General features: G+C 64.2%; 28 protein-coding genes and 1 tRNA gene. 17 read left to right on the top strand and 12 right to left on the bottom strand.

The features are described 5' to 3' along the window. Positions 1–7: 7 nt before the first annotated feature. Complete coding sequence (locus tag ACIU1A_RS24330; protein ID WP_140500881.1) at positions 8–595, bottom strand: YqaA family protein; 588 nt, start codon at positions 593–595, stop codon at positions 8–10. A 361-nt stretch (positions 596–956) separates the two neighbouring features. Between ACIU1A_RS24330 and ACIU1A_RS24325 the strand changes: the two genes are divergently transcribed. Together ACIU1A_RS24325 and ACIU1A_RS24320 are read left to right on the top strand one after the other, a co-directional pair. Next, positions 957–1,041, top strand: a tRNA-Leu gene (locus ACIU1A_RS24325). Between the two features lie 283 nt (positions 1,042–1,324). Next, positions 1,325–1,534 carry a hypothetical protein gene (locus ACIU1A_RS24320; RefSeq protein ID WP_140500898.1) on the top strand — a complete coding sequence of 70 codons (210 nt, stop codon included), beginning with the start codon at positions 1,325–1,327 and terminating at the stop codon, positions 1,532–1,534. Positions 1,535–1,719: 185 nt separating this feature from the next. On the opposite strand, the gene ACIU1A_RS24315 is transcribed toward ACIU1A_RS24320, so the two are convergent. Further along, positions 1,720–1,923: a hypothetical protein gene (locus tag ACIU1A_RS24315; RefSeq protein ID WP_140500899.1), complete on the bottom strand. Its 204-nt coding sequence runs from the start codon at positions 1,921–1,923 to the stop codon at positions 1,720–1,722. Positions 1,924–2,258: 335 nt separating this feature from the next. On the opposite strand from ACIU1A_RS24315, the gene ACIU1A_RS24310 reads away from it, so the two are divergent. After that, positions 2,259–2,492, top strand: coding sequence for a polymerase (locus ACIU1A_RS24310; protein ID WP_140500900.1), 234 nt, complete (start codon positions 2,259–2,261; stop codon positions 2,490–2,492). Between the two features lie 576 nt (positions 2,493–3,068). Here ACIU1A_RS24310 and ACIU1A_RS24305 read toward each other — a convergent pair. The 5 genes from ACIU1A_RS24305 to ACIU1A_RS24285 all read right to left on the bottom strand — a co-directional run bounded on the left by ACIU1A_RS24305 (position 3,069) and on the right by ACIU1A_RS24285 (position 7,378). Beyond that, positions 3,069–4,349, bottom strand: coding sequence for a GNAT family N-acetyltransferase (locus ACIU1A_RS24305; RefSeq protein WP_404925461.1), 1,281 nt, complete (start codon positions 4,347–4,349; stop codon positions 3,069–3,071). Next, the gene (locus ACIU1A_RS24300) at positions 4,349–5,749 is read right to left on the bottom strand and encodes a lipopolysaccharide biosynthesis protein (RefSeq protein ID WP_140513849.1); all 1,401 of its coding nucleotides are present in this window, start codon (positions 5,747–5,749) and stop codon (positions 4,349–4,351) included. Before ACIU1A_RS24300 ends, ACIU1A_RS24305 begins: the two co-directional genes overlap by 1 nt. 176 nt (positions 5,750–5,925) lie before the next feature. Continuing rightward, entirely contained in the window at positions 5,926–6,132 is a 207-nt protein-coding gene (locus tag ACIU1A_RS24295; RefSeq protein ID WP_140525446.1) for a DUF1127 domain-containing protein, read from the bottom strand. 57 nt (positions 6,133–6,189) lie between these two features. Then, the gene (locus tag ACIU1A_RS24290; protein WP_140525447.1) at positions 6,190–6,687 is read right to left on the bottom strand and encodes a hypothetical protein; all 498 of its coding nucleotides are present in this window, start codon (positions 6,685–6,687) and stop codon (positions 6,190–6,192) included. A 418-nt stretch (positions 6,688–7,105) separates the two neighbouring features. Beyond that, on the bottom strand, positions 7,106–7,378 hold the full coding sequence (locus ACIU1A_RS24285) for a DUF4242 domain-containing protein (protein WP_140500909.1): 273 nt from the start codon (positions 7,376–7,378) through the stop codon (positions 7,106–7,108). A gap of 216 nt (positions 7,379–7,594) precedes the next feature. Here ACIU1A_RS24285 and ACIU1A_RS24280 point away from each other — a divergent pair, with 216 nt between their 5' ends. Further along, positions 7,595–10,180 (top strand): AAA family ATPase, encoded by a 2,586-nt coding sequence (locus ACIU1A_RS24280; RefSeq protein ID WP_404928011.1) that lies wholly within the window; start codon positions 7,595–7,597, stop codon positions 10,178–10,180. Between the two features lie 58 nt (positions 10,181–10,238). Here ACIU1A_RS24280 and secA read toward each other — a convergent pair whose 3' ends face one another. Beyond that, on the bottom strand, positions 10,239–12,971 hold the full coding sequence (secA, locus tag ACIU1A_RS24275) for a preprotein translocase subunit SecA (RefSeq protein ID WP_140525448.1): 2,733 nt from the start codon (positions 12,969–12,971) through the stop codon (positions 10,239–10,241). Between the two features lie 259 nt (positions 12,972–13,230). Between secA and ACIU1A_RS24270 the strand changes: the two genes are divergently transcribed. Next, positions 13,231–14,157, top strand: a complete 927-nt coding sequence (locus ACIU1A_RS24270) for a peptidylprolyl isomerase (RefSeq protein ID WP_140558156.1) — start codon at positions 13,231–13,233, stop codon at positions 14,155–14,157. 63 nt (positions 14,158–14,220) lie between these two features. On the opposite strand, the gene ACIU1A_RS24265 is transcribed toward ACIU1A_RS24270, so the two are convergent. Further along, entirely contained in the window at positions 14,221–14,820 is a 600-nt protein-coding gene (locus ACIU1A_RS24265) for a TetR/AcrR family transcriptional regulator (protein ID WP_404925460.1), read from the bottom strand. A gap of 386 nt (positions 14,821–15,206) precedes the next feature. Between ACIU1A_RS24265 and argJ the strand changes: the two genes are divergently transcribed. The 5 genes from argJ (at position 15,207) to ACIU1A_RS24240 (ending at position 18,427) form a co-directional block, all read left to right on the top strand. After that, entirely contained in the window at positions 15,207–16,448 is a 1,242-nt protein-coding gene (gene argJ, locus ACIU1A_RS24260; protein ID WP_404925459.1) for a bifunctional glutamate N-acetyltransferase/amino-acid acetyltransferase ArgJ, read from the top strand. Positions 16,449–16,477: 29 nt separating this feature from the next. Further along, complete coding sequence (locus tag ACIU1A_RS24255; protein ID WP_140500961.1) at positions 16,478–17,230, top strand: N-acetyltransferase; 753 nt, start codon at positions 16,478–16,480, stop codon at positions 17,228–17,230. An 8-nt stretch (positions 17,231–17,238) separates the two neighbouring features. Beyond that, positions 17,239–17,661: a (deoxy)nucleoside triphosphate pyrophosphohydrolase gene (locus ACIU1A_RS24250; protein WP_404925458.1), complete on the top strand. Its 423-nt coding sequence runs from the start codon at positions 17,239–17,241 to the stop codon at positions 17,659–17,661. A 162-nt stretch (positions 17,662–17,823) separates the two neighbouring features. Further along, on the top strand, positions 17,824–18,138 hold the full coding sequence (locus tag ACIU1A_RS24245; protein WP_404925457.1) for a hypothetical protein: 315 nt from the start codon (positions 17,824–17,826) through the stop codon (positions 18,136–18,138). A 109-nt stretch (positions 18,139–18,247) separates the two neighbouring features. Then, complete coding sequence (locus ACIU1A_RS24240; protein ID WP_140500916.1) at positions 18,248–18,427, top strand: Flp family type IVb pilin; 180 nt, start codon at positions 18,248–18,250, stop codon at positions 18,425–18,427. A 27-nt stretch (positions 18,428–18,454) separates the two neighbouring features. On the opposite strand, the gene ACIU1A_RS24235 is transcribed toward ACIU1A_RS24240, so the two are convergent. Then, positions 18,455–19,327, bottom strand: a complete 873-nt coding sequence (locus tag ACIU1A_RS24235; protein WP_404925456.1) for a class I SAM-dependent methyltransferase — start codon at positions 19,325–19,327, stop codon at positions 18,455–18,457. Between the two features lie 66 nt (positions 19,328–19,393). On the opposite strand from ACIU1A_RS24235, the gene ACIU1A_RS24230 reads away from it, so the two are divergent. Genes ACIU1A_RS24230 through ACIU1A_RS24215 form a run of 4 tightly spaced genes read left to right on the top strand, consistent with a single transcriptional unit; the run spans position 19,394 to position 21,784 of the window. After that, positions 19,394–20,194, top strand: a complete 801-nt coding sequence (locus ACIU1A_RS24230; RefSeq protein ID WP_404928010.1) for a ComF family protein — start codon at positions 19,394–19,396, stop codon at positions 20,192–20,194. A gap of 27 nt (positions 20,195–20,221) precedes the next feature. After that, positions 20,222–20,491 carry a glutaredoxin 3 gene (gene grxC, locus ACIU1A_RS24225; RefSeq protein ID WP_404925455.1) on the top strand — a complete coding sequence of 90 codons (270 nt, stop codon included), beginning with the start codon at positions 20,222–20,224 and terminating at the stop codon, positions 20,489–20,491. Between the two features lie 10 nt (positions 20,492–20,501). Next, a complete protein-coding gene (locus tag ACIU1A_RS24220) occupies positions 20,502–21,362 on the top strand; it encodes a carbon-nitrogen hydrolase family protein (protein ID WP_404925454.1) in 861 nt (286 codons plus the stop codon). Then, positions 21,359–21,784: a DUF1178 family protein gene (locus ACIU1A_RS24215; protein WP_140558163.1), complete on the top strand. Its 426-nt coding sequence runs from the start codon at positions 21,359–21,361 to the stop codon at positions 21,782–21,784. Before ACIU1A_RS24220 ends, ACIU1A_RS24215 begins: the two co-directional genes overlap by 4 nt. A gap of 4 nt (positions 21,785–21,788) precedes the next feature. On the opposite strand, the gene ACIU1A_RS24210 is transcribed toward ACIU1A_RS24215, so the two are convergent. Then, positions 21,789–22,274: a MarR family winged helix-turn-helix transcriptional regulator gene (locus ACIU1A_RS24210; RefSeq protein WP_140558165.1), complete on the bottom strand. Its 486-nt coding sequence runs from the start codon at positions 22,272–22,274 to the stop codon at positions 21,789–21,791. 98 nt (positions 22,275–22,372) lie between these two features. Between ACIU1A_RS24210 and ACIU1A_RS24205 the strand changes: the two genes are divergently transcribed. Further along, positions 22,373–23,287 carry a DMT family transporter gene (locus ACIU1A_RS24205; protein ID WP_404925453.1) on the top strand — a complete coding sequence of 305 codons (915 nt, stop codon included), beginning with the start codon at positions 22,373–22,375 and terminating at the stop codon, positions 23,285–23,287. Positions 23,288–23,293: 6 nt separating this feature from the next. On the opposite strand, the gene ubiG is transcribed toward ACIU1A_RS24205, so the two are convergent. After that, entirely contained in the window at positions 23,294–24,043 is a 750-nt protein-coding gene (gene ubiG / locus ACIU1A_RS24200; RefSeq protein WP_404925452.1) for a bifunctional 2-polyprenyl-6-hydroxyphenol methylase/3-demethylubiquinol 3-O-methyltransferase UbiG, read from the bottom strand. Positions 24,044–24,263: 220 nt separating this feature from the next. Here ubiG and ACIU1A_RS24195 point away from each other — a divergent pair, with 220 nt between their 5' ends. Both ACIU1A_RS24195 and ACIU1A_RS24190 read left to right on the top strand, forming a co-directional pair. Then, positions 24,264–24,830: a putative glycolipid-binding domain-containing protein gene (locus ACIU1A_RS24195; protein WP_404925451.1), complete on the top strand. Its 567-nt coding sequence runs from the start codon at positions 24,264–24,266 to the stop codon at positions 24,828–24,830. A 210-nt stretch (positions 24,831–25,040) separates the two neighbouring features. After that, a complete protein-coding gene (locus ACIU1A_RS24190; RefSeq protein ID WP_140640348.1) occupies positions 25,041–26,294 on the top strand; it encodes an aspartate kinase in 1,254 nt (417 codons plus the stop codon). Positions 26,295–26,369 lie beyond the last annotated feature (75 nt).

The following is a 26,369-nucleotide window of genomic DNA, read 5'->3' as shown; positions in this document are numbered from 1 at the left end:
ACATGAATCAGAAGGCGTATTTGACCAGGATATAGAGCAAAATCAGGGCGGCTGCCGCCGCACCCGCGATCAGGCCGAGGCGCTTTTCGATGAACTCGCGGATCGGCTCGCCATAGCGGCGCAGCAGCCAGGCCAGAAGCAGGAAGCGCCCGCCGCGCGCCACGATTGCCAGCGCGATGAACAGCAAAAGATTGACGCCGATGACCCCCGAAAGGATCGTCACCACCTTGATCGGCGGCAGATGGGCGGCGCCCGAGGTGATCAGCATCAAGATGATGAAGCCGATGCCCGAAGAGACGCGCAGCGCCTCGAACTCGTCATACTTGCCGTAGAATTCGAGGATGGGCCGCGCCAGCGCGTCGTAGGCGTAGTGGCCGATGAACCAGCCGGCGATGCCGCCCAGCACGGAGGCGACGGTGGCGATCAGCGCATAGCGATAGGCGCGATCAGGCCGCGACAGTGCCATCGGCAGATAGAGCACGTCGGCCGGCACCAGGAACACGGAACTCTCGACGAAGGCGATGAAGGCCAGCCACCATTCGGCGGATTTGCGCGCCGCCAGCGACAAGGTCCAGTCGTACAGTCCGCGAAGCATCGGCTCTCCTAATGTCGTAAATGCCTACCGCACGGCGCCCACATGCACGGCGTGGCCGGCATAAGGGCAGGCAGAAAGCCAGGGGCATGGATGAAACAGGGGCATGGATGAAACAGGGGCATGGATGAAACAGGTGCATGCGTGAAACCAAGACCCGAAGCGCGCCGCGTTCCTTCTTCCGGACGCCAGGCGCTTCGACACGACGCCTGTCTAGAAAGATTTTCCGCGCCGCACAATGGCAGTGCCCGCAGGAAACCGAAAGGGGCGGTTTGGTCGCGGCTCCGCAGGCTATCGGCAACAGGCCAGTTGACGAACAGGCCTCCAACCGTATAGTCCGCGCCATCCAGGCCGCCCGGCCTGAGCCCCTATGGCGGAATTGGTAGACGCGCTCGACTCAAAATCGAGTTCCGCAAGGAGTGCTGGTTCGATCCCGGCTAGGGGCACCATTTCAGTCGCCGCTTCGATGCGTCTGCCGCTAATTTCCCGATCGGCGTTTCGGCACTGCGGATATGGTGCTCGAGTTTGTCGTGCGCCGCTTAAAGCCGATATCGCAAGAGCGACATCCGGGAGCGGCTCGGCAGGGTGCAGGACGGCCTGTCCAATGCGGTAGCCGCTTTCACGCTTCAGGACCTATGTTGGCCGCCTGACCGTTCCTCGGTGTGGATATATCAGGCCTTGAGATTGCCCCTTGCATCAGTTGTTGCTTATTTATCTGAAAGGGAGGAACTCATGCCGATTCGTCAGAAAGCTCAGGAGGCTGGCGTCTTCGATTCCTCCGAAGTGGCCCTGCTTGGCCGCGTGTTCGACAGGCTGAAGCTCGACGCCCGATCGGCCCAGCAACGCGAAGCGATTTCATCCCGCATAATCGCGAATTACATGGCCGGGATCAGGGACGAAGACGAATTGGTTTCGGCATCCAGACAGCCGCTGGGACGCTAGCGCAATTCTGGTGCAAGTCGGGTCAAAACGGTTTCGTCGACGAGCTTCGGAATCCACGTGAAAACAAACGGTTAGGGTGAGCCGGCGGTTCCATCAACGCCGAACCGCGCCAATGGGTCGGCGTAGACACCGGCCATAGTCGCAAGAAACGCCACTCGTGCCGTCCCATCCGACGACATCCGGGTTCAACAAGGAAATCCCGCGAAGCTGAATTCGGCGACCGTGCCGTCCTCCGATCTGGTGACCCGAACGAACAGCGCACCTGGAATGCGGGGTTGCATCGGATGACCGGTTGCCCGTCTGGCAGCCCCTGCGGGACTTGAAGCCGCCACCTCGTGCGTGCCGATAATTCTCTCGCCCAGGATTTCCTCCACCTTGTAGCTGGTCATTTTCCCCGTTGGGCGACGATCTTGACTATCGACAGAAGGAGCCCGGCCTGCTTTTGGCGGTAGGTTCGGCACTTGGCGAGCAGGCCGGGCTGTGCTCCCGGCTGTCAGGTACCTTGGTGGAGGGCTTAGCCGGTGCGAAAGGCAGACTGTCTCCTTCTCCTCGGACCCGCAATTGGGACTGAAGTCCGAAGCATCGACGCATTGGTCCTAAACCCTGAACATAAGCCGCCGTTCCTCATTGGCGTGGAAGCCGTCGAGTAAAGTCCCTTCATCGACGGTCCCTGGACGCCCGCCGTTGCTGCAAGCGGCGGGTGTCCGACTTCGGGGAGAAAGACATGCAGCTTGGCGAGATCATCGCGAACACCTTCGCCGTCCTGCTGCTGATTTGTTTTCTCGCGATCGTGTTCTTCCTGTTTGGAAAGCCGCTGTGGCCGGACCACTATGCTCGCATGTCGATTATTCTCCCGGTCGACGCGATGACCACGGCTTCGGTGAGACGGACCGGCGCGCATCCTCACCTGCCGGACACTTTCGACATGGCGCTCGCTCGCCCAAGACCGTCCCCGTAGGGCTCCGTGGCGGGGTTCTACGCGTCCAGGATTCTGGCGCCGGCAGCTTTCCCATGGCGGCTCACCCGCTGGTTCCGGCAGGTGGATTTCTCGCGTTCAGCGCCTGTTCCTCGCAATCCGCGCGCCACCGCCGAAAGCGCCGTGGAAGAAAGAGGACGAGTGGCTCAAGTTAGATCTGGTCGGCCGTTTCAAGTTCCTGAAGAGCAATGAAGATTAGCCTCATGCTCGCTGCCGGATTTCGTGAAGGCGGACCAAAGTCCCAGGGTTTGGTCCCAAAGGTCTTATGTTACCACTTAAGTTCCGTGAATGTCCTTTATATGTTCGAATGAATTAGCTAATTCTGATGTCCGCCACGAGGAAAAGCGCTCAAGAAAAACGGATGCGCCGCCGGCAAGCGACATGAATTATACCCAAAATCGTATCACCTTTGTCGCGCTTTGTTGAAAGATTGTGACTGTTGCTCAAGCAGGCGCTGGCGAATAAACGCTATCAATACAGTGACTGTTTATCCCATGAAGCAACCAAATGCTCAGGCTTGAAGCAAGCATCCACGCGCTCCAGAAGATGCGAGCGCGTCTATCGTCTCTTGAGCAGGCTCTTCATCCGGTTGCGCAGCAGGCGGGCCATGTTGCGGGTCTCCCGGTAGAGATGCAGTTGCGAGGCCGCCTGGCGGGCGAGACGGTCGGCGTCCGGCGTCAGGCCGATCACCAGCGTGCCCATCGGCTTGCGCTCGGTCCACAGCCTGCTCATCACCGGATGGTCGGGCACGGCACAGGAATCGGTCATCATGATGTTGGGGTCGTCGAGATGCTGCCTGGTCACCTCGATCATCAGCAGCGTGCCTGGCGAATAGCCGGCCAGAGTTTCGTCGTAGGCCGTCTTCCAGGTGTAGGCAACGCCGGCTTCGACGAAGACGATCAGGCACGCAATGGTGCGGCCGTCGAGCGTCAGCGAATGGATGCGGCACAGGTCCTGCTCGGCCAGCCTGTGCACGGCCTCGCGGGCGAAGGCGGCGCGGTAGCGGTCGATCGCCATGGCCGTGCGCTCGCGGCCCTTCCAGCCGGCCGCCTCCAGCGTCAGGAAGCTCTCGATGGCGTGACGGATCTCGTCGGGGCCGCGCGCCACGACATGTCCAAGCTTGCCGAGGTCGCCCAGCCGCCGCTTGAGGCGGCGGAACTCGCGGTAATGGTGCGCGCGCAGCGAAGCCTTCAGATAGTCCTCGGCGTCGCGTTCGCTCTCGAGCAGCGGACGCTGGGCGTGACCGGTGGTGACCAACATCAGGCCACGCGTTTCGGCCACAGTGGCAACCAGGCTCGCCACCGCGCCGTCGAGCCTGATGTCGGGCAGGACGAACACTTTCGGCAGCTTCAGATGCGGGCGCGACAGCATGGAGAAGAAATCCTCGAGGACACCGACCGGATCGTCGCGGTCGACCAGCGGGGTGCCGAGCGGGCCGAACGGGCTCGACCATGTGCGCATGACCGGAACCCCGAGCGGCACCACCGGCCGCTCCACCGAGAACGGCACCAGAAGGCGTAGCCGGTTGCGGTATTCATCGCCGTCACGGATGACGGCCAGACGCACCTCGCGGTCTTCCAGCCGGGGCATTGCGGGCGCGAGGAAACGCGGGTTGAAGAAGACGTTGGGCTCGATGGTGCGGGCGCACAGATAATCCAGCTCCTCGACGAGGTCGAACCCGGCCGACGCCGGATAGATGGCCAGTTTCCGCTCGGGCCGGTTGTTGGCGAGGATCTCGATATGGGCCGGGTCGGTGTCGCGCCCCAGTCCGGCAAGGCCGGACACCATGGCGCCGGCGGGGCCGCCGCTGGTTTCCTCGAGCAAGGGGATGGCGGCCATCACGCGGCTCCTTTGGCTGGCACGAAGATCGCCATGACGATGCCGAGCTTGCGCCAGACCGTGAAGGACAGCGCGCCGGCCTCGAAGATCATGGCGAAGGCGGTGGCCATTGCGGCGCCCCACAGGCCGAAGAGCGGGATCAACACCACGTTCAGGCCAATGTTGAAGGCCAGCGTCATGGCATAGACGGCGGCGCAGACATTCTGGTTGCCGCTCATGGTGAGCAGGCTTTCGCACGGGCCCACGGCGGCGCGCGCCACGACGCCGAAGACGAGCAGGAACAGAAGCGGATAACCCGATGTGAATTCGGGACCGAACAGCATCAGCATCGGTTTGCCAAGCGCCAGCACCAGCAGCGCCATGGCGAGCGATGGCCAGAAGGTCCACGACACCGTCTCGCGGGCGAAGGCGGCGAGCTTTTCCGGCTCGCCATGGGTGAACTGGGCATAGCGCTGAGCGACGCCTGCCTTGACGGCGAAGTAGACGAAATGCACCAGCGCCAGTGTCTTGACCGTGGCGAAATAGACGGCGACGTCGTTGGGGTCCATATAGGCGCCGACCATCAGCACGTCGGCATTGGTGAGCAGGAAAAAGAAGCTTTCGACCAGGAAGATCGGCAGCGAGACAATGAACCATTGTGCGAAATGCACCTTCATCGGCCCGGCCGGAATCTGCTTTTCCATGCGCCGGGTGACGCCGATAAGCTGGGCGAGCGTGGTGACGTAAGTGGCGGCGATCGAGGCGAAGATCGCGGTCTTCGCGTCGGGCGCGTAGCCGGCGAAAAGCATCAGCGCCATGAACAGCAGGATCAGCACGGGCCGTATCAGATAGGTCGGCGCCAGGGCGAACAGCGCCCAGCTGTTCGCCCTGGCCTGGCCTTGCAGCAGATCCGACAGCGCTATCATCGGCAGGCAGATGACGCCGAGGATGAACGGCAGGACATAGTAGTTTTCAGTCCATGACGAAGCGAGCCACACGCCGAGCGCGCCGAGCCCGGCGATGACCGTCGAAGCGATCAGGACGAACAGGCGGCTGGCCACGACGATACCGCGCAACTCGTCGATGAGGCCGCGCTCGCGGTATTCGGGAATGAAGCGGATAACCGAGGTGTGGAAGCCGAGGCAGGCGAGATTGCCGACGATGACCATGGTCACCCAGACAAGGACGAAGATGCCGTATTCGAACGAGCCCATCCAGCGTGCCATCAACACCTGGCTGACGAAGGCGATGACGGCGCTGACGATGCGGATGGAAAAGGCAATGACCGACATGCGGCCGGCCTCGCCGCGCTCGTCGGCGGTGAACAGCACGGCGTCGACGCGGCCAAGCAACGGCTCCACGCGCAGCGCCAAACGCTGCGGCAAGAACCGCCCGGCTGTCGTGGCCGCGGAAAAGCGCACCCCGATTGTTCTCCGTTTTCCGCTTCTTTTCAGGCTTTGGTGTAGCGGAGACACCTTAAGAAAGGGTGGGTGGGAGAGGCATGCACAATGGCAGAGGGGCGAGCGAGGACGACCGGTGTGGGTTCCATGCCGCAAGTGGGAGACAGGCGCTCTGTCGTTCCAACTCCCAGCCAAGCCTAAGAGCGGCGCGCTTCGCCGTGAGTTGCGACATAGTCGATCTCGGAACGGCTGATGCCGATGTCTTTCAGCATGAAATCGGGCATCGCCTCCAGGTGACGCCGCTCATGTCGGAGGCGCCGTCCGCGCGCCAGCCAAGCGAGGATGGCCATCAGCCGCCATGGTGGGGCGCGCAGCCTTGCCAGGAAGATAGCTATCTCGGGCATGGTTTCTCCTCGCGACGCGTAAAAGGCCTGCCGGCACTGTTCCGGCAGGCGGTGCCGTCAGTCGGCCTTTTTCATGGCGTCGCATGAGACATTCGGGTTCATGTCGGCGAAGGCGCCGGTCGGGTTCGGCTTCCAGGCCCAGACATGAAGTTCGTAGAAGGGGCCGAGGCCGTAGCGGTTGGGAGCGCTGTCGAAGTTGAACAGCTGGCCTTCGAGCGACGCGGGACCCTTCGCGGTGATATATTCGACGGCCACCAGCTTCAGCTTGCCATCGGCCATCGGCTCGTACATCACGGCCTCCGGCTTGGCGAGGTCGACGGCATCATCCTTAAGATAGGCGCCGTTGACGTAGTGAATGCCCATCGCGCCGCCGGTGATGCCGCTGGCGCAGGGAATCGGCGCATAGCCCTCGGCGGTGGCCGCCGCGACATTCACGAAGCGGCCGTTGGCCGCCCGCACCTCGGCGGCCAGCCGATTGCCACTCTCCGCAGATGCGGCAGTGGCGGTGATCGCCATGATGGACAGCGCGGCAAGGCGCCAGAAATTGACGTTCATTTTATTCTCCATTGGTTGTTGGTGACGCGCAGGCGGCAGGACCGGCCTGTAAGGCCCTGCTGCCCTGCCTGCGCGTTGGATCGTCAGTTGCGGGACGGGTCCGATCCGTTCCTCTCTAGCCGGGCGGCGGTCTCATTGATGCCACCACCAATATTCCCAGTAGTCCCGCCGCATCTCGTGCTCCGGCAGGCCGACGTCCCGCCTTAAATAATCGTCTTGCGGTGGCAGGCGCCTGCGCCGGCTTCGCAACGGCGCGAGCAGCGCGGAGACAATCCGCGATGCGAGACCACGCCGGGAGGGTGCATGGTCGAACGCCACGACGGCGGCTGCCGTTTCGGGAGGAAACAGCACGGAAAGCCGACACCCATCGCTGCCCAGGACGATCTCACGCTCATTGTTCCATCCTTGGTCCATAGGGTCAGCGATAAAAGTAAGGGTCCAGGACCCTCACCTCCGTGATCTTGTCCACCGGTAGCGAATTCTTCTGCGCCGTGCTGCGGATCGCCTCCGGCGAGGGGGCGTCGTAGATGCAGAAACTCTTGTTCCTGTCGGGCGACACGAAGGAGTGCAGCCAGGTGACCCCCTTCTCGGCGTTGCGCATGATGATGCCGCCGAGCGCCGTCGCGCCGACGTCGTTCGTCGGCACGTTGAGCCCGTCGGGGAATGTCCGTTCGATCAGATAGCGAGGCATGGAGTGGCTTCCTTTTGTGACTGATTCACGCTCGAAATGAGCGCGGTTGGAGAAAAAATCACGATCGTCGAAAGCGCACATCGGAGCCTTTCCCCATATTGCGCGGGACGATTCCCTATGTTTTCGACGTTTGGTCTGGGAGCCACACTGCGGATACCGAAGCGGGGGTATTTTGGAGAAGGGTCGAGGGACGACGATACTTATGGGCCAGTGACGATGCTTCTGGAACGGCAGGCACAACTCGATCAGTTGGAGGAACTGCTCGCGGAGGCCGCGCGCGGTCGCGGCCGCGTGGCGGCATTGCTGGGCGAGGCCGGCGCCGGCAAGACGGCACTCGTCGAGGCGTTCATAACCCGTGCCGGGCAGCACGTTTCCATATTCCGCAGCGCTTGCGAGGACCTGTCGATTCCCGATCCGCTGGGACCGCTCTATGATCTGGCCCGGGACGCGCAGTGGGCACTGCCCCGGGCAATCGACGACCGCCAAGGTCAGCGGCTGCCCCTGTTTTCAGACGCTCTCGAGGTTTTCGAGGCGAGGTCTCGGCCGGGTTTGCTGGTCATCGAGGATATGCACTGGGCCGACGACGCGACCCTGGATTTCGTCCGTTTCCTGGGCCGGCGCATCACCAACACGCATATGCTGGTGCTGTTCACGGCACGCACCGACCGCAGCGAAGGGCAGATGCGTGCGCGCCGGGTGCTCGGCGAAATTCCAGCCGGCAACGTCCAGCGCATCGAAGTGCCACTGCTCAGCGAGGCGGCGGTGTTGTCGCTTGCCGAAGCAGCCAACCGCGACGGCAGCGCAATCTATCGCGCCACCGCGGGCAACGCCTTCTTCGTCACCGAATTGCTGGCTGCCGAAAGCGAGATGATCCCGCCGGCCAGCGTCCGCGACGCCGTGCTGGCGCGTGCCGAGCGCCTGTCGCAGGGAGCGCGCTCGATGCTCGACGCGGTGTCTGTGTTTCCACGCCGCGCCGATGCCTGGGCGCTGCGCGGCCTCTGTGGCGTCGCCAGCGCCGGCCAGCTGGCGGAATGTGTCTCGAATGGCTTGCTCGACGATCTCGGCGATGGCTACGCCTTCCGGCACGAGATCGCCCGTCGCGCCATCGAGATGGCGCTGACCTCGAGCCGTCGGCGCGAATTCAACCAACGCGCGCTTTCCGCACTGCAGGAAAACGCCGAGGTGGCTACCGCAAGGCTTGTGCACCACGCGGTGGAGGCCCAGAATCTGGAGGCGGTGCGCGAGCTTGCCCCGCTCGCAGCGCGCGAGGCTTCCCGCGTCGGCGCGCATCGCGATGCCGCCGGCTACTACGAGGTCGCCTTGCGGCATACCGACAGCCTGCCGATGAGCGACCGGGCGAGGCTTTACGAAGGATATGCGTTTGAATGCCATCTGATCGGCCGCATCGATGCGGCCATCGAGGCGCAGAGCCAGGCGCGCCGGCTACAGCAGGCGCTGGGCGACACGCTCAGGGAGGGCGACAGCCTCAGATGCCTGTCGCGCTTCGCCTATTTGGTGGGTGACCGCGAACAGGCGGACCTGTTCGGGGCCCAGGCAGTGGAACTGCTGGAACAGGCGCCTGCCAGTCCGGAGCTTGCCATGGCCTATTCCAATCTCTCACAGCTGGCGATGCTGGCCGAGAAGCTCGATGAGACGCTGCTGCTTGGCGGCAAGGCAGTCGCTCTGGCCGAACGGTTGAACAAGCCGGAGATAATCTGCCACGCGCTCAACAATCTTGGCTCGGCCGAGCAGTGGCTTGACCTGGCCAAAGGCCGGCTTCACCTCGCCCGCAGCCTTGAAATCGCGCTCGTGCAGAATTTCCAGGAGCACGCGGCACGCGGCTTCACCAATTGCGCCTGCGCCGAAATGAACCAGCTCGATCTTGTGCGCGCGCAATCCTTTCTCGACCGCGGCATTGCCTATTGCGTTGAGAACGACCTCGCGACCTGGCGCGACTATATGCGGGGCGTGCAGGCGCAGCTGCTTTTGCGACGCGGCCTTTGGGACGATGCGGCGGCCATGGCTCTCGACGTCATCGACGATGCTGCAACGACAGCCCTGGTGCGTTACCCATCCCTAGTCGCGCTGGCGAAACTGCGCATAAGGCGAGGCGATCCGGCTGGGCCGGTGCTGGAGGAAATGAAGCGGTTCCTGGACAGGGGAATGGAGCTGCAGCGGCTGGTGCCTTACACGGCGTCGATGGCCGAACTGGCATGGCTTGGGCAAGGCGACGCCAGTGAGGCGCTTCGCCTGATCGAGCTGGCAGAAAGCCTGTCGCCGACGAGGGCGATGTTCGCCGAACTGGCCGTCTGGCGGCTGCTCTTGTCGCCTGAAAGCGACCCTGGCGATACGACCGGCATGGCGGAGCCCTATCGCCTGCTGCTCGCCGGCGATTGGCACGGTGCCGCGACGCTGTGGGCCCGGCTGGGTGCTCCGTTCGAGCAGGCGCTCGCCCTGCTGCGCGGCGACGAGCCGGCCCTGCGCCTGGCCTTGGATATATTCGAGGGGCTCGGTGCCCGGCCGGTCGCCCAGCACGTCCGCGCCGTCATGCGGCAGAATGGCGTCAATAACATTGCAAGGGGACCGCGGCAGAGCACGCGCGCCAATCAAGCTGGCCTGACGCTGCGCCAGATGCAGGTCCTGCAACTGATCGAACGCGGTTTTTCCAACAAGAGAATAGCCGAGCACCTGACCATCTCACCGAAGACCGTCGATCATCATGTCTCGGCGGTGCTGGGCAAGCTGGAGGCCATTTCGCGCGGCGAGGCGACCGCCGCCGCGCGCGATTCCGGGCTGATCTGAGCACGTAGGAATCGCGCCCGGATCAGAAATCCGGGAATGTGAGCCCTGCAGGTTTTCCTTACGCGAAAGCGCCGTGGCAGTGCTTGTATTTCTTGCCGGAGCCGCAGGGGCACGCTTCGTTGCGGCCGACCTTGCCCCAGGTGGCGGGGTTGTTGGGGTCGCGGTCTTCGGGGGCGACGATGGCGTTGCTTTCCTGGCGCACCAGAAGGGCGGTTTCGCCGCCTTCGAAATCGTTCTCGCCGGTGGTACCGTCAATATGCGTGCCGAACATGTCGGGGGCTTCCGGCGGCGGGGCCTCGGCAGCCTGGCGGACCAGTTCGACGCGCATCAGCTGCGCGGTGACGGCCTGGCGCAGATTGCCCAGCATCGCCTGGAACAGCTCGAACGCCTCGCTCTTGTATTCCTGCAAAGGATCGCGCTGGGCGTAGCCGCGGAAGCCGACAACCGAACGCAGATGGTCGAGATTGACGATGTGCTCGCGCCACAGATGGTCGAGCGTCTGCAGCACCACGGAGCGCTCGACATAGGTCATCACCTCGGGCCCGAAGCGCTCGGCGCGCTCCTTGGCGGCGGCGTCGGCGGCTTGCGTGATGCGCTCGCGAATGTCGTCCTCGGCGATGCCTTCTTCCTTGGCCCATTCCTCGATCGGCAGGTCGAGATTGAGGAACTCGGCGACCTCGGCCTTCAACCCGGCGACATCCCACTGCTCGGCATAGGCGTTCTCGGGAATGGCCTTGGCGACGATCTCGTCTATAACGCCTTCGCGCATCTCGGCAATGGTCTCCGACAGGCCTTCGCCGTCCATCAGCTCGATGCGCTGTTCGAACACGACCTTGCGCTGGTCGTTGGAAACATCGTCATATTTCAGAAGATTCTTGCGGATGTCGAAGTTGCGCGCCTCGACCTTCTTCTGCGCCTTTTCCAGCGCCTTGTTGATCCAGGGATGGATGATGGCCTCGTCTTCCTTGAGGCCGAGCTTCTGCAACATGCCGTCCATGCGCTCGGAGCCGAAGATGCGCATCAGATCGTCCTGCAGCGACAGGAAGAATTTCGAGCGGCCGGGGTCGCCCTGGCGGCCGGAGCGGCCACGAAGCTGATTGTCGATGCGGCGTGACTCGTGGCGTTCGGTGGCGAGCACGTAGAGGCCGCCGGCAGCCAGCGCCTTTTCCTTCAGGCGCTCGACGTCGGCATAGATTTCCTTTTCCCGCGCCTCGCGCTCGGGCCCTTCGGGCATGTCGCCCAGTTCCTCGGCGATGCGCATCTCGGCATTGCCGCCGAGCTTGATGTCGGTGCCGCGGCCGGCCATGTTGGTGGCGATGGTGATGGCGCCGGGCTTGCCCGCCTGGGCGACGATCGCCGCCTCGCGCTCGTGATGGCGGGCGTTCAGCACCTCGAAATCCTTAAAACCTTCCTTGCGCAGCCGCTCGGCCAGTTGCTCGGACTTCTCGATCGAGGTGGTGCCGACCAGCGTCGGCTGGCCCTTGGCGCTGGCTTCGCGGATCTCCTTGACGATCGCCTTGTATTTCTCCTCGACCGTCCGGTAGACCTCGTCGTCCTCATCCTTGCGGATGACCGGCAGGTTGGTCGGGATCTCGGTGACTTCGAGGCCGTAGATGTTGCCGAATTCCTCGGCCTCGGTCAGCGCGGTGCCGGTCATGCCGGAAAGCTTCTTATAGAGGCGGAAATAGTTCTGGAAGGTAACGGAGGCGAGCGTCTGGTTCTCCGGCTGGATTGCCACATGCTCCTTGGCTTCAAGCGCCTGGTGCAGGCCTTCCGAATAGCGGCGGCCGGGCATCATGCGGCCGGTGAACTCGTCGATGATGACGATCTCGCCGTTGCGCACGATATAGTCCTTGTCGCGCTGGAACAGGCGGTGCGCCTTCAGCGCATTGTTGACGTGATGGACGATGGCGACGTTCTCGACGTCATAGAGCGACTCGCCCTTGAGCAGGCCGGCGTCGCGCAGCAGGTTCTCGAGCTTCTCGGTGCCTTCCTCGGTGAAGATGGAGGTCTTCTGCTTCTCGTCGATCTCATAATCCTGCGGCTGCAGCTGGATGATGAAAGTGTCGATGGTGTTGTACATTTCCGAACGGTCCTCGAGCGGACCGGAAATGATCAGCGGCGTGCGCGCTTCATCGACCAGGATGGAATCGACTTCGTCGACGATCGCGTAGTTGTGACCACGCTGCACCATCTGGGCGCGCTCGTACTTCATGTTGTCGCGCAGATAGTCGAAGCCGAGTTCGTTGTTGGTGGCATAGGTGACGTCGGCGGCGTAGGCGACGCGGCGCTCCTCGTCGGACAGGCCATGGACGATGACGCCGACCGAGAGGCCGAGGAACTTGTAGACGCGGCCCATCCATTCGGAGTCGCGGGTGGCGAGATAGTCGTTGACGGTGACGACGTGGACGCCATTGCCGGCCAGTGCATTGAGATAAACGGGCAAGGTCGCGACCAGCGTCTTGCCCTCACCGGTGCGCATCTCGGCGATGCCGCCATTGTGCAGCACCATGCCGCCGATCAGCTGGACGTCGAAGGGGCGCATGCCGAGCACGCGGCGCGCCGCCTCGCGGGCGGTGGCGAAGGCCGGGATCAGCAGGTCCTCGAGGCTGGCGCCGTTGGCGATGTCCTGGCGGAACTTTTCCGTGCGGCCGGCGAGCTCTGCATCGGAGAGCGCCCGCATCTCGTTTTCCATGGCATTGATCGCCTCGACACGGGGCCGGGTCGACTTGACCCTGCGGTCGTTGGAGGAGCCGAAAACCTTACGGGCGAGACCGCCGAGACTGACCATCCAATGGTCCTTTCGATAGAATTCTCAAACTGAGACGAGCGCCGGCCGGCCCCATCAAATCCACGTGAATGCGCCGCCTGTATGCGGGCAACGCAAAAAGCGCCCGGAAAACGGTTCTGGACGCAAAGTCGTTGGACAGATAAGAGGGGGCTCAACTGATGTCAACGCCGCGCTGGCCCTGCCGGTCGCGCCAAATTCGGCCACAATCTGGCTGATCTGGAAGCCTCCTGTCCTTCACATCCTCATCGGAGTCATCTTAATGTCCCTGTTGTTCCGCCGTGCGTCGCTCGCCAGCCTCGGCCTGGCCGTCGGCCTGTCGGCTCTTTGCCTGTCGCCGCTGATGGCGCAGGAAACCGCACCAGCCCAGCCGGCACCACCAGCGGCACCGGCCGCACCGGCGGCACCGGTCGATCCGAATACAGTGGTTGCCACCGTCAACGGCCAACCCCTCACCGAAGCAGATCTCGTGCTTGCCGAAGGCGAGCTGTCGCAGCAGTTCGCGCAACTCCCGGCCGAGCAACGCCGCGCCGCGGCGCTTTCGGCCGCAATCGAGATCCGCGTCATGGCCGCCCAGGCCGTCTCGACCGGTCTCGACAAGGATCCCGATTTCCAGCGCCGCATGGCCTTCCTGCAGCAGCGCGCGCTGCATGGCGAGATGGTCGAGAAAGGCGTCGTCGACAAGGTCACCGACGCCGAGATCCGCGCCCGCTACGACCAGGAGATCGCCAACACGCCGCCGGTCAACGAGGTGCATGCCCGTCACATCCTCGTGAAGACGAAGGAAGAGGCCGAAGCGATCATCAAGCAACTCGACGGCGGCGCCGATTTCCAGAAGCTCGCCAACGAGCACACCTCGGATCCGAGCGGCAAGACCAGTGGCGGCGATCTCGGCTGGTTCGGACCTGGCCAGATGGTGCCGGAATTCGACAAGGCCGCTTTCGCGCTCGAGGTCGGCAAATACACCGAGCAGCCGGTGCAGTCGCAGTTCGGCTGGCATGTGATCAAGCTCGAGGACAAGCGCACCAAGCAGCCGCCGGCCTTCGACGACGTCAAGGACCAGGCCAAGCAGGCGGTCATCCGCGACAAGTATTTCGCGCTGGTCAAGTCGCTGCGCGCCGATGCCAAGGTCGAAATTCCCGACGCCAATTTGAAGAAGGCCGTCGATACGCTGGAAAGCGCCAAGTAAACCAGAACGGTTTCGAAAAAGGGGCGCGGCGGCCAAAGGGCGCCGCGCCCTTTTTGCGTCAGTTCAGCCGTCGGGCCCTTCTATGCCTCGCAGGAGGTAGCGGACCACCTTGCGGATCGTCGCCTCGTCTTCGTCGAGCCGGTTGGTCAGGAGCTGCCGCCACGCATAGGAAGCCACCAGGTCAGCCGCCACAGCCGGATCGACATCGGCCGCGACCTCGCCCCTTGCCCTGGCGCGCTCGATGATCTGGCCGGTGTGGGCCCGGCGCCCGCCGGTATAGCCGGCAAGGGCCGTGGCCGCCGTTTCGTCCGACTGCGCCTCGGCGATCAGCGACCTGAACACGCTGCCCGACGACGTCTCGCGCCAGTGCGCGAACAGGTTCTTGAGGAAGCCGACGAGATCCTCTTCCAGTCTTCCCGTATCGGGAACATCGACGCGTTTCTGGCGCTGGTAGACCTCCAGCAGCAGCGAGGCCTTGCTCGGCCACCAGCGATAGATGGTCGGCTTGCCGGCACGCGCCCGCCGCGCCACGGCCTCGATCGAGAAGCCGGCATAGCCGGCCTCGACCAACACCGCCTCGGCGGCATCGAGAATGGCTTCCGCGCTGTCGGGATTGCGCCGCGCACCGATGGATTTACGCGCCGTATCCGCCACTTCGGCCATCCTGTCGCCCTCGCCGTCGGTTTAGGCCGGCAATATAAGTGATCCGGCGATGAAACGAAACGGCCCGTTCTTGGCGGCTGAGGCAAGAGACATTTTGCCTGCCATGTCCCCCGCACGATGTGCAGGCGGTCATCGGTGCTGACCAACTCCGCCCGCGCGCCGGCGCCGAGTCACAACGGCGTCCAGAAATACCAAGGTCAGTGTCACAAGCTGCCTTGGGAGAGATCGCAACCTGGGCAGGGCGGCGCCAACGAACTGCGACGGAGCCGGCTGCGAACCGGTCAGGGCCAATTCCGGTTCTCACGCGGCCACCAAAACGCCTTGCGCGGGCGCTCCGTATCGGGCAAACCGGCGTTTCTCCGCCGATTTTTCCCGTCCGAGGTCCCATGTCCACGACGATTTCGCCGCTCGCGCCGAAGAAATACCCCAAGATGCCTGAGATCGAGGGGGTGCGCATCGCCACTGCCGAAGCGGGGATAAAATACAAGAACCGCACCGATCTCCTGGCCATGGTCTTCGAGCCCGGCACGGCAGTCGCCGGCGTGTTCACAAAGTCGAAATGCCCCTCGGCGCCAGTCGATTTCTGCCGGCAGAACCTTGCCGCGGGCAAGGCCCGGGTGCTCGTCGTCAATTCCGGCAACGCCAACGCCTTCACCGGCAAGAAGGGCCGGGACTCCACCGCGCTGACGGGCGAAGCGGCAGCCAAGGCTGCCGGCTGCACGCCAGGCGAGGTGTTCCTGGCCTCGACCGGTGTCATCGGCGAGCCGCTTGAAACAACCAAGTTCAGCCATCTGCTGGCTGGTCTGGTCAGCAACGGCAAGCCCGACCTGTGGACCGAGGCGGCCAAGGCCATCATGACCACGGACACTTATCCGAAGGTGGCGACGCAGACCGTCAAGCTCGGCGAGACCGATGTCACCATCAACGGCATTTCCAAGGGCGCCGGCATGATCGCACCCGACATGGCCACGATGCTGTCCTTTGTCGCCACCGATGCGCCGATCGCCGCCCCCGTGCTGCAGGATCTGCTGTCGCGCGGCACGGCCAAGACCTTCAACGCGGTGACCGTCGATAGCGACACCTCCACCAGCGACACGCTGCTGCTCTTCGCCACCGGAAAGGCCGCCAAACGCGGCGCGCCGGAGGTAACCGATCCCAAGGATGCCCGTCTGGGGGCGTTCCGCCGTGCGCTCGGCAAAGTGCTGAAGTCGCTGGCGCTGCAAGTGGTGCGCGATGGTGAGGGCGCCCGCAAGCAGGTCGAAGTCACCGTTACCGGCGCGAAATCGGCGCGCTCGGCCAAGCGCATCGCGCTCTCGATCGCCAATTCGCCGCTGGTCAAGACGGCGGTCGCCGGCGAGGACGCCAATTGGGGCCGCGTCGTCATGGCCGTCGGCAAGGCCGGCGAGCCGGCTGACCGCGACCGCCTGTCGATCTGGTTCGGCGACAACAGGCTGGCGCATGAGGGCGAGCGCGATCCGGCCTATTCGGAGGAAGCGACCTCGGCGTATATGAAGCGCGACGACATCCGCATCCGCGCCGATATCGGCATCGGCCGCGGCAAGGCGACGGTGTGGACCTGTGACCTCACCAAGGAATACGTCGCCATCAATGGCGACTACCGGAGCTGACGGACTTGGTTTCCAAACATCCGGCCAGCATGCTGGCGACAGTGCGCCGCTATGAGGCGGCCGGGTTCCGCGCCTGGCCCGCGGCGGCAGTCCATTATGACGGCACCTGGGTGGTGCGGCTGACGGCCGGGCATCCGGCCAAGCGGCTGAATTCTGTCAATCCGCTCGACCCCGGCGACACCCAGCACATTGCCGACCGCATCGGTCGCGCCAGCCGTCGTTTCGATGCCTATGGCAGGCCGCTGACCTTCCGCATGTCGCCGCTATCGGGTCCGGATCTCGCCAGCCATCTCGACCGCGAGGGTTGGAGCCGGTTCGACGAATCGCTGGTGATGCGGCTGCCGCTGGCCGATGCCCAGCTCGATGCCGCCATGGACCAGATCCCGTTGAAGGACATCAGCCGCTTCATCGGCGCGTCGCTCAAGGTCAGCGGCTCGGACGCGTCGCTGCGGCCAGGCCTGTCGGAGATCATCGGCGCCATCCAGCCCGAGGCCGGGCTGTTCGCGCTCGAGGCTGGAGCGGAACCACTGGCCACGCTGATCTGCGTCCATGACGGCGATCTCGCCGGCCTGTTCGAGGTCGCCACCGACAAGTCGGCACGCAACAAGGGCCACGGCCGCAACCTGATCCTGTCGGCGCTGAAATGGGCGCGGCTGCGCGGCGCGCGGGAAGCCTGGCTGCAGGTCGAGGCCGGCAATGTGCCGGCGCTGGCGCTCTATCATTCGCTCGGCTTCGACGAGGTCTATCGCTACCACTACCGCCGGCCGCCTGTTCATGGGTGAAATCGGGCATGAATGATGTGACGATCGCCGGCAAGCGCCTGCTCCTGGTCGCCGCCTGCGCCCTGGTCGACGCCGACGGGCGCGTGCTCCTGGCGCAGCGGCCCGAGGGCAAGCAGCTTGCCGGGCTCTGGGAGTTTCCCGGCGGCAAGGTCGAGCCCGGCGAGACGCCGGAGCAATGCCTTATCCGCGAACTCTATGAGGAGATCGCGATCGAGACCGACATCCCGTGCCTGGCACCGCTCACCTTCGCCAGCCATAGCTACGACGATTTCCATCTTTTGATGCCGCTCTTCATCTGCCGCCGCTTTCGCGGCATCGCCCAGCCGAAGGAGGGGCAGGCGCTGAAATGGGTGCGGCCCAAGCAGATGCGCGACTACCCGATGCCGCCGGCCGACGCTCCGCTGATCCCGTTCCTGATCGACCTTCTGTAGGCGAAACAGAACCCCCTGCCTGCGGCCGAGCGGAGCTGCGGGGCCGCAACAGCCAGCATTGCCGCATGACCCAGCATTAATGGAAGATTTATCTCATCATGAAAAATTGATGCAAGGCTGCCTCGTCGCGGCCGTGCCGGCGATTTTCTGGGGAGCGACAGCATGAGCCTTGAAAGGGAATGGGACTCTATCCGGCCCGACCGCAGTTTTCGCGCCGCGGATGCGGGCATGGGCGTGCTGCGCGTCACGCTGCTGTTCGGTTCGGCCGCGGTGGCGCTGGCCCTGATCGCAACGCCCTTCCTCGACAGCCAGGCGCGCTCGCAATCGGCTCGGAATTTTGCCAGCGGTCTCGACATGACTGCCACTGGTTCGATCGCTCGTCGCGATACCTATACGGTGCGCCGCAGCGTGCTTCAGCCGCAGCCCGATTCGGTCTGCATCATCCGATCCGACGGCCGGACCAGCGGCGACTGCTGATCGGGTCCAAGACATTTTCAGAGGCGGCGGTTTCATCGCCTATTAAGCCTGTGCCGTTAACCTTTCTTAACAGGTCGGCGGTATGGTTCCGGCAAGAGGGATCGACGTGATGAAAACAGTGCTGCTGCGTTTCCTGAACGATGAAAAGGGCGCCACGGCCGTCGAATACGGCTTGATCGTCGCCGTACTGTCGCTGACGATCGTCGGCGGCATCAGCCAGGTCTTCAACGCGATCACCTGGCTGTTCAGCGACAATGGCAGCAGGCTTGCCAACGCTTTCGCACCCTGATCTGGCTGTCCGCGTCCGCGGACACTGTCATTGCCCCTTGGGCTGCTCCAACACAGTCTTCAGCGAGATCTTGGCCGAACCCGGCTTGAGCGGCTTTTGCTGCGATGCATGGGGCGCCCAGCCGGACATCCAGACCATCGAAAAGCTTGCGCGGATGCGGCCGTCGGGATCCGAAAACCGCTCGGCGTAGATTTGCGCGGCGCGGGCGAACAGCTGGCGTGTGCCCGGCCGCCGGCTGCGATCGGCAAGCGCGCTGGTTTCGCCCATGGCGCGCAAATCGGCCATCAGGTTGAAAAGACTGTCATAGCGCACCGTCACCGTCTCGACATCGGCGACCGGCAGAGCGAGGCCGGCGCGCTGCAGCAGCGCTCCCGCGTCGCGAACGTCGGTGAACGGAATGACGCGCGGGCTGGCGCCGCCGTGAAGCTCGGTCTCGGCCGCCAGCAGGCTTTCACGCAATTCGCCGAGCGTGCCGGCGCCGGCGAAGGCGCCGAGGAAAAGCCCGTCCGGACGCAGCGCACGGCGGATCTGCACCAGCATACCGGGAATGTCGTTCATGGCCTGCAGCGACAGGAGCGACACCGCCAGGTCGAGGCTTTGCGGCTCGAAGGGCACGGTTTCCAGCGGCGCGACCATGCCGGCGGAATCGCCCAGGAAAGCCGCATCCGCCTCGACACGGACGATGTTCGCCACCTTGCCGCTCGCGGCGAGGATGTCGGCCGCGGCCGACGTCTGGCAAAACAGCACCGCTGCCCTGCTAAACCTGCGCTCCACGGCACCCAGCCGGTCGGCAAGATCGTCGGCACTGCGCCGCATCAGGAAGTCCGCGCCGCCGACCGGATGATCGAGCGCGCGCCGCTTGTGCGCCAGCCACAGTGAGGTGTCCATTATCGGCAGCAAACGGGCAGATCCTTTGTTTGTCCATTCCCCGATGGAGTTGATATAGTGGCGCACAGCACCCACCACGTGGCCGATCCCATGCCCAAGATCAAGCCTCTGGACATCAGGAACCTTGCACGGTCGGCGGCGAACTGGCCGGCGCGCATCCTGTTCCCGCCTGTCTGCGCCGGCTGCCGCAGGCATGTCTCGCAGCCCGGCGTTCTGTGCGGCGCCTGCTGGCCGAAGCTGCGCCTCCTGGAGCGGCCCTGGTGCCCGGTGATGGGCACGCCGTTTACCCACCATATGGGCGAGGGCTTTCTGTCGGCCGAGGCGATCGCCGATCCGCCGCCATTCGAGCGGGCGCGGGCGGCCGCCGCCTATTCGGGCGTCGCCCGCCAGATGGTGCAAGGACTGAAATACCAGGATCGCACCGACCTGGCGCCGTGGATGGCGCGCTGGATGCTGCGCGCGGGCGCCGACCTCATTGCCGAGGCGGATGTGGTGGTGCCGGTGCCGCTGCACTGGCGCCGCTTCTTCAGGCGGCGGTTCAACCAGTCGGCGGAATTGGCGAGGGCGGTCTGCGAGCTCAGCGGCCTGTCTTTCGCACCCTCGGCCATGCGGCGTGTCAAGCTCACGCGCCAGCAGGTCGGGCTGGAGCGCAAGGACCGCGAGGAGAACGTGCGGGCCGCCTTTCGCGTGCCTGCCGAAGCGGAAATCGAGATCGCCGGCCGCCGCGTGCTTTTGATCGACGACGTCTACACCACGGGCGCCACGGTTCGCGCCGCCAGCAAGGCGCTGAAAAAAGCAGGGGCCGGCGCCGTCGACGTGCTGACCTTCGCACGCGTGCTGCCGGGGGACTTTCGGGCCGACGAGTCCACGACTATATAAGTCGGCAACAAACAGTGGAAATTCGTCATGGTCGACGTCGCCATCTATACACGCATGATGTGCGGCTACTGCACGGCCGCCAAGCGGCTGCTCGAGCGCAAGGGCATCGCCTATACGGAGCATGACGCGTCGTTTTCGCCGGAATTGCGCCAGGAGATGATTTCCCGCGCCCAAGGCCGCACGACCTTCCCGCAGATTTTCGTCGGCGACACGCATGTCGGCGGCTGCGACGACCTCCACGAGCTGGAGGCGCAAGGCCGGCTGGACAAGTTGCTCGCCAATGGCTCGACGAATTGAGGATATGACGATGGGTGTTTTCAAGGCGGCCGCGATCCAGATGCGTTCGGGCGAGAGGCCAGAGCGCAACGCAATCGAGCTCGAGCGGCTGGTGCGCGAGGCAGCCGGCCAGGGGGCCAGCTACATCCAGACACCGGAAATGACCGGAGCGCTGGTGCGTGACAAGAAGGCCGCGTCTTTCACCTCAGAGGACAAGGACATCATCGTCGCGACCGCCCGCCGACTGGCCCGCGAACTTGGCGTCCACCTGCATATCGGCTCGACCGCCATCCTGCGCGCCGACGGCAAGCTCGCCAACCGCGCGCTGCTGTTCGGCCCGGACGGCGCCACGCTCGCCTCCTATGACAAGATCCACATGTTCGACGTCGATCTCGACAATGGCGAGAGCTGGCGCGAATCCGCGACCTACGAGCCCGGCACGGAGGCGGTCGTCACGGCCATCGAAGGCGCCAAGCTGGGCTTTGCCGTCTGTTATGACCTGCGGTTTCCGCAACTGTTCCGCGCCGAGGCGCTGGCCGGCGCCGACCTGCTTTCCGTGCCCGCCGCCTTCACCCGCCAAACCGGCGAGGCGCATTGGCACGTGCTGCTCAGGGCCCGCGCCATCGAGAACGGCGCCTATGTCGTGGCCGCTGCGCAAGGCGGCCTTCACGAGGACGGCCGCGAAACCTATGGCCATTCGCTGATCGTCGATCCATGGGGCCGCGTCATCGCGGAGGCGGCGCACGATGAGCCGGCGGTGATCGTCGCCGAGATCGACCCGGCGCAGTCGCTGGCGGCTCGCAAGAAGATCCCCAATCTGAAAAATGCGCGGGATTTCGCTATCAATGCCGGTTTGTCCGAGGCATCGCGTCTCAGGGGAGCGGCCTCTTGATCCGCTTCTCCCTGATCTGCGAAAACGATCACGAGTTCGAGGGCTGGTTCCGCAGCAATGACGATTTCGACACGCAGAAGAAGCGTGGCTTCGTCGATTGCCCGACCTGCGGCTCGCACAAGGTGGAGAAAGCCCTGATGGCGCCGGCCGTGTCGACGGCGCGCAAGCAGGAAACGATAGCGCTCGCCATGGGCGAGGCGCAGAAGCAGGCGCTGGCGCAGCTGAAGGCAATGGCCGAGAAGGTTCGCGAGAATGCCGATTACGTCGGCGACAAATTCGCCGAGGAAGCGCGCAAGATCCATTTCGGCGAGACCGACCCGCGCGGCATCTATGGCGAGGCGACGCTGGAGGAGGCCAAGAGTCTGGCCGAGGACGGCGTCGAGTTCATGCCGATCCCGGTGTTTCCGGAGGATCGGAACTGAGCGGTCAGCTTACGCTGCCGATCAATTTTTCAAGCAGGCGCGAAAGCGTTTCCCGTTCGGCTTGCGTCAGGCCGGAAAGAATCTCGTGCTCGTTGGCGACGTGGGCCGTAACGGCCTCGTCGATCAAAGCGAGACCTTTTTCAGTCAACCGCACGACGATGCCGCGCCGGTCATTGGGGTGCGGACCGCGCACGATCAACCCTGAGGTTTCGAGCCGGTCGAGCCGGTTGGTCATGGCGCCCGAGGTCACCATCGTCGCCTCGTAAAGGGCGGTCGGGGTCAGCGCGTAGGGCGCGCCCGAGCGGCGCAACGTCGCCAGCACGTCGAATTCGCCGGCCTGCAATCCATAGCGCGCAAACAACGGCGCGAGGCGCTCGCGGGCAATCAGCGAGGATGCTTCATTCAACCGCCCGATCACGCCCATCGGCGAGACGTCAAGGTCCGGCCGCTCCCTGTTCCATTGTTCGATCGCCTTTGCCGCCCTGTCCATCTATTCTGCCATGTATCTTGACGTTAAGAATCTTTTCGTTATCTTATCGGAAAATGAAGTGGCGGCCAAGTGCCGGCGACGATGACGAGGACCATCAGATGAAATTTCTCTGGGATTCGGCGCTTGGCCTGTTGGTCGTGACGGGCGGCCTGCTTGGCCTCACGCTGCCGTTCGGCAAGCTTGCGACCGCCGCCGGCGTTCCGGCCATGGTCTGGGCCTTCGTCATTTCGCTCGGCGCCGGCGGCGTGCTGTTGCTGGCTCTCCTGCTGCGTGGCGAGCGCATCAAGCTGACGGCGCGCAAGCTGCGCTATTTCTTCGTCACGGCGGCGGTGTCCTATGCCTTTCCAAACCTCTTGATGTTTTCGGCCATCCCGCATCTCGGCGCAGGATACACGGGCATCATGTTCACGCTGTCGCCGGTGATCACGCTTGTGTTCTCGATCTTGCTCGGCGTGCGGCGCCCCAACCTGCTCGGCGTGATCGGCATCGCCGTCGGCTTCGTCGGTGCGGTCATGGTCGCGCTCACACGCGGCGAAGCTGGCCAACCGGCCGATTATTTCTGGGTAATGATCGGATTGCTGATCCCGGTCAGCCTTGCCGCGGGCAACATCTACCGCACCGTCGACTGGCCCGAAGGAACCGGCCCGATCGAGCTTGCCGTGGGCAGCCATCTGGCGTCGGCGACCTTGCTTCTCCTCGGCATCCTGACGCTTTTCGGCTGGCAAGCGTTTGTTCCGCTGGGCGCGGTACCGCTTGTGGGCGTCGCGCAGATGGCGTCGGCTTCGGCAATGTTTGCCTTCTTCTTCCGGCTGCAGGCGGTGGGCGGCCCGGTCTATCTCAGCCAGATCGGCTATGTGGCGGCGGCCGTCGGGCTGTTCGCGGGCACGATCTTCCTCGGCGAACACTATCAGCTGCTGACCTGGGCAGGCGCTGTCATCATCACGGCAGGCGTGTTCATCACCACCAAGGCGCAAAGCCGGACCAGCGTGAGGGCGCAGAGTCAGGCGGCGTGAGCCGGTTCAGACCGTGCCCTTTTCCGCCAGCACCATGTAGTTGACGTCCATGTCTTTCGACCGCTGCCAGCGGTCGGCGAGCGGGTGGTAGACGACGCCGGTGCGGTCGATGACGGTCAGACCGGCGCCGCCGAGCGCCTTTTCCAGCTCTTCCGGGCGCACCAGCTTGCCAAACTGATGAGTGCCGCGCGGCAGCCAGCGCAGCACATATTCGGCGCCTATGATGGCCAGCCCTAACGCCTTCAGCGTGCGGTTGATCGTGGCCACGAACATGATGCCGCCGGGCTTGACCATCTCGCCGCATTTGCCGACGAACAGGTCGATGTCGGCGACATGCTCGACCACTTCCATATTGAGGATAACGTCGAATTTTTCGCCGGCGTCGGCCAGGTCCTCGGCCGTGGTGGCGCGGTAGTCGATCGTCACGCCGACTTCGGCGGCGTGCAATTTGGCCACTTCGATATTGGTGGCGGAAGCATCGGCGCCGACCACTTCGGCGCCAAGCCGCGCCATCGGCTCGCACAGCAGGCCGCCGCCGCAACCGATGTCGAGAAAGCGCAGGCCCTCGAATGGCCGTGCCGCGCGCGGATCGCGGCCGAAGCGCGTTGCCACCTGGTCGCGTATATAGGCAAGCCGGATGGGGTTGAACTTGTGCAGCGGCCGGAACTTGCCGTTTGGATTCCACCATTCGGCGGCAAGGGCGGAAAAGCGCTCCACTTCTCCGGCATCGATCGTCGATCGTCGGGGCTCTGGCATAGATTGGTCTCCTCGGAGGCTAGCAAGTCGGGCGTGGGGGAGGGAAAGTCAAGGCTGCATTTTCGCCTGCTGACAGTGCGCGGGCCGGCACTGCCGACAAGCGCCCTCTATTGCCGGCGGCGCCCTGTCAGGACGTGTCAGCTCAAGGAGTACCTCGGCCGAAACAAAAAAGCGGCGGCGTACGAAAAAAGGAAAATCGTTTTGAGAAAAGGAGATGGCCGTGATTCAGACCGCATCGATCCTTTGGCGCAGGCTCGACCTTGAAGGTCACGATTCCTGCATGCTCTCGCAGCGGCCCGATGGGCACGGCCTGAAGGGACAGGCCGTCTTCCTGCAAGACGACAAGCCGTGTTGCATCGCCTACGAGGTGGATTGCGATGCCGGCTGGCACACGCGCTCGGCACGGGTCGAGGGCTTTCTCGGCCCGCAAGAGCTTTCCCTGGGGATCGAACGCCGCGCCGACGGCTCCTGGGCGCTGGATGGCGAGCCGCAGCTGGAGGTGGCCGGCCTGATGAACGTCGACCTCGGCTTCACGCCGGCTTCGAACCTCCTGGCGATCCGCCGGTTCGCGCTCGCCGTCGGCGAAGCGACGCCCGCGCCGGCCGCCTATCTGGCCTTTCCCGAGCTCAGAATGACGCGGCTCGACCAGGCCTACCGGCGCCTCGACGCGGCCCGCTACGCCTATGCCGCGCCGGCTTTCGGCTATGAGGCGGTTCTGGAGGTCTCTCCACTCGGCTTCGTGCTCGACTATCCAAATTTGTGGAAAAGCATCGTGCGCCTGGGCTGACGCCCGTCGCCGTGTGGGCCTTGCCGGTTGGGCCCTGCGCAAAATGAAGTTACCGTTCAGTCCGCGCCCGGCGCTCTTCTTATGAGCCGTCGCTTGCGAAGCCTGGATGTTTTGGCTAAGGAGGCCGCGCATTCAGCGGCCGGCGCCAGCCGGGCGCTTTCCTCGGTTTTTCGGCCCAGAGCCGGCTTCAGTCAAAGGCATTTCGCTTCCATGGCGCGCATCGTGATGAAATTCGGCGGAACCTCCGTCGCCGACATCGCCCGCATCCGCAATGTGGCGCGTCACGTCAAACGCGAGGTCGATGCCGGTCACGAGGTGGCGGTTGTGGTCTCGGCGATGGCCGGCAAGACCAACGAACTGGTCGGCTGGACGCGCGAGGCCTCGCCGATGCACGACGCGCGCGAATATGATGCCGTGGTTGCGTCCGGCGAGCAGGTGACGGCAGGCCTCCTGGCGATCACCTTGCAGAACATGGGCGTGCACGCCCGCTCCTGGCAGGGCTGGCAGATCCCTATCAAGACCGACAACGCGCATGGCGCGGCACGCATCCTCGACATCGACGGCGCTTTCCTGGTCAAGCGCTTCGGCGAGGGCCAGGTGGCCGTCATCGCAGGTTTCCAGGGCATCGGACCGGACAACCGCATCGCAACGCTTGGTCGTGGCGGCTCCGACACCAGCGCGGTGGCGATCGCGGCCGCCGTCAAAGCCGACCGCTGCGACATCTATACCGACGTCGACGGCGTCTACACCACCGATCCGCGCATCGAGCCCAAGGCGCGGCGGCTGGCCAAGATATCGTTCGAGGAAATGCTTGAAATGGCCTCACTCGGCGCCAAGGTTCTGCAGGTGCGATCGGTCGAGCTTGCCATGGTGCACAGGGTGCGTACCTTCGTGCGGTCGTCCTTCGACGATCCCGACGCGCCCGGAATGGGGGATTTGCTCAATCCGCCCGGAACGCTTATTTGCGACGAGGAAGAGATCGTGGAACAGCAGGTCGTCACCGGAATTGCCTATGCCAAGGACGAGGCGCAGATTTCGCTGCGCCGTGTCGGCGACCGGCCGGGCGTTGCCGCCGGCATCTTCGGGCCGCTGGCCGAGGCCAACATCAACGTAGACATGATCGTCCAGAACATTTCCGAGGACGGCAAGCTTACCGACATGACCTTCACGGTGCCCTCCGGAGACGTCGACAAAGCGCTGGCCGTGCTCGACCGGCTGAAGGCCGATGTCGGCTACGACGTCGTGCAGTCGGAAGCCGGCATGTCGAAGGTCTCGGTGATCGGCATCGGCATGAGAAGCCATGCCGGCGTTGCCGCCACCGCCTTCAAGGCGCTGGCCGACAAGGCGATCAACATCCGCGCCATCACCACCTCCGAGATCAAGATTTCGATACTGATCGACGGTCCTTACACGGAACTCGCGGTTCGCACTTTGCATTCCGTCTACGGTCTGGATAAGCAGTAGCAGACTGAATCAGTTGTTGCGTGCGTGCCGGCGGCGGCCGAAACTGCGCCGGCAGGAAGCCTATTGGAGAAGAAG

The organism is Mesorhizobium maamorense, from assembly GCF_044998965.1.
In the GTDB taxonomy this organism is placed as follows: domain Bacteria; phylum Pseudomonadota; class Alphaproteobacteria; order Rhizobiales; family Rhizobiaceae; genus Mesorhizobium.
Note: the sequence above shows the minus strand (reverse complement) of the source record. Positions and strands in the feature narration are given on the sequence as shown.

Coding starts and splice junctions, on each gene's coding strand:
- ACIU1A_RS24270 (WP_140558156.1), top strand. CDS start 13,231: ATGTCCCTGTTGTTCCGCCGTGCGTCGCTCGCCAGCCTCGGCCTGGCC.
- ACIU1A_RS24265 (WP_404925460.1), bottom strand. CDS start 14,820: ATGGCCGAAGTGGCGGATACGGCGCGTAAATCCATCGGTGCGCGGCGC.
- ACIU1A_RS24315 (WP_140500899.1), bottom strand. CDS start 1,923: ATGACCAGCTACAAGGTGGAGGAAATCCTGGGCGAGAGAATTATCGGC.
- ACIU1A_RS24205 (WP_404925453.1), top strand. CDS start 22,373: ATGAAATTTCTCTGGGATTCGGCGCTTGGCCTGTTGGTCGTGACGGGC.
- argJ (WP_404925459.1), top strand. CDS start 15,207: ATGTCCACGACGATTTCGCCGCTCGCGCCGAAGAAATACCCCAAGATG.
- ACIU1A_RS24255 (WP_140500961.1), top strand. CDS start 16,478: ATGCTGGCGACAGTGCGCCGCTATGAGGCGGCCGGGTTCCGCGCCTGG.
- ACIU1A_RS24310 (WP_140500900.1), top strand. CDS start 2,259: ATGCAGCTTGGCGAGATCATCGCGAACACCTTCGCCGTCCTGCTGCTG.
- ACIU1A_RS24190 (WP_140640348.1), top strand. CDS start 25,041: ATGGCGCGCATCGTGATGAAATTCGGCGGAACCTCCGTCGCCGACATC.
- ACIU1A_RS24330 (WP_140500881.1), bottom strand. CDS start 595: ATGCTTCGCGGACTGTACGACTGGACCTTGTCGCTGGCGGCGCGCAAA.
- ACIU1A_RS24245 (WP_404925457.1), top strand. CDS start 17,824: ATGAGCCTTGAAAGGGAATGGGACTCTATCCGGCCCGACCGCAGTTTT.
- ubiG (WP_404925452.1), bottom strand. CDS start 24,043: ATGCCAGAGCCCCGACGATCGACGATCGATGCCGGAGAAGTGGAGCGC.
- ACIU1A_RS24290 (WP_140525447.1), bottom strand. CDS start 6,687: ATGAACGTCAATTTCTGGCGCCTTGCCGCGCTGTCCATCATGGCGATC.
- ACIU1A_RS24280 (WP_404928011.1), top strand. CDS start 7,595: ATGCTTCTGGAACGGCAGGCACAACTCGATCAGTTGGAGGAACTGCTC.
- secA (WP_140525448.1), bottom strand. CDS start 12,971: ATGGTCAGTCTCGGCGGTCTCGCCCGTAAGGTTTTCGGCTCCTCCAAC.
- grxC (WP_404925455.1), top strand. CDS start 20,222: ATGGTCGACGTCGCCATCTATACACGCATGATGTGCGGCTACTGCACG.
- ACIU1A_RS24240 (WP_140500916.1), top strand. CDS start 18,248: ATGAAAACAGTGCTGCTGCGTTTCCTGAACGATGAAAAGGGCGCCACG.
- ACIU1A_RS24210 (WP_140558165.1), bottom strand. CDS start 22,274: ATGGACAGGGCGGCAAAGGCGATCGAACAATGGAACAGGGAGCGGCCG.
- ACIU1A_RS24295 (WP_140525446.1), bottom strand. CDS start 6,132: ATGCCCGAGATAGCTATCTTCCTGGCAAGGCTGCGCGCCCCACCATGG.
- ACIU1A_RS24305 (WP_404925461.1), bottom strand. CDS start 4,349: ATGGCCGCCATCCCCTTGCTCGAGGAAACCAGCGGCGGCCCCGCCGGC.
- ACIU1A_RS24220 (WP_404925454.1), top strand. CDS start 20,502: ATGGGTGTTTTCAAGGCGGCCGCGATCCAGATGCGTTCGGGCGAGAGG.
- ACIU1A_RS24250 (WP_404925458.1), top strand. CDS start 17,239: ATGAATGATGTGACGATCGCCGGCAAGCGCCTGCTCCTGGTCGCCGCC.
- ACIU1A_RS24285 (WP_140500909.1), bottom strand. CDS start 7,378: ATGCCTCGCTATCTGATCGAACGGACATTCCCCGACGGGCTCAACGTG.
- ACIU1A_RS24320 (WP_140500898.1), top strand. CDS start 1,325: ATGCCGATTCGTCAGAAAGCTCAGGAGGCTGGCGTCTTCGATTCCTCC.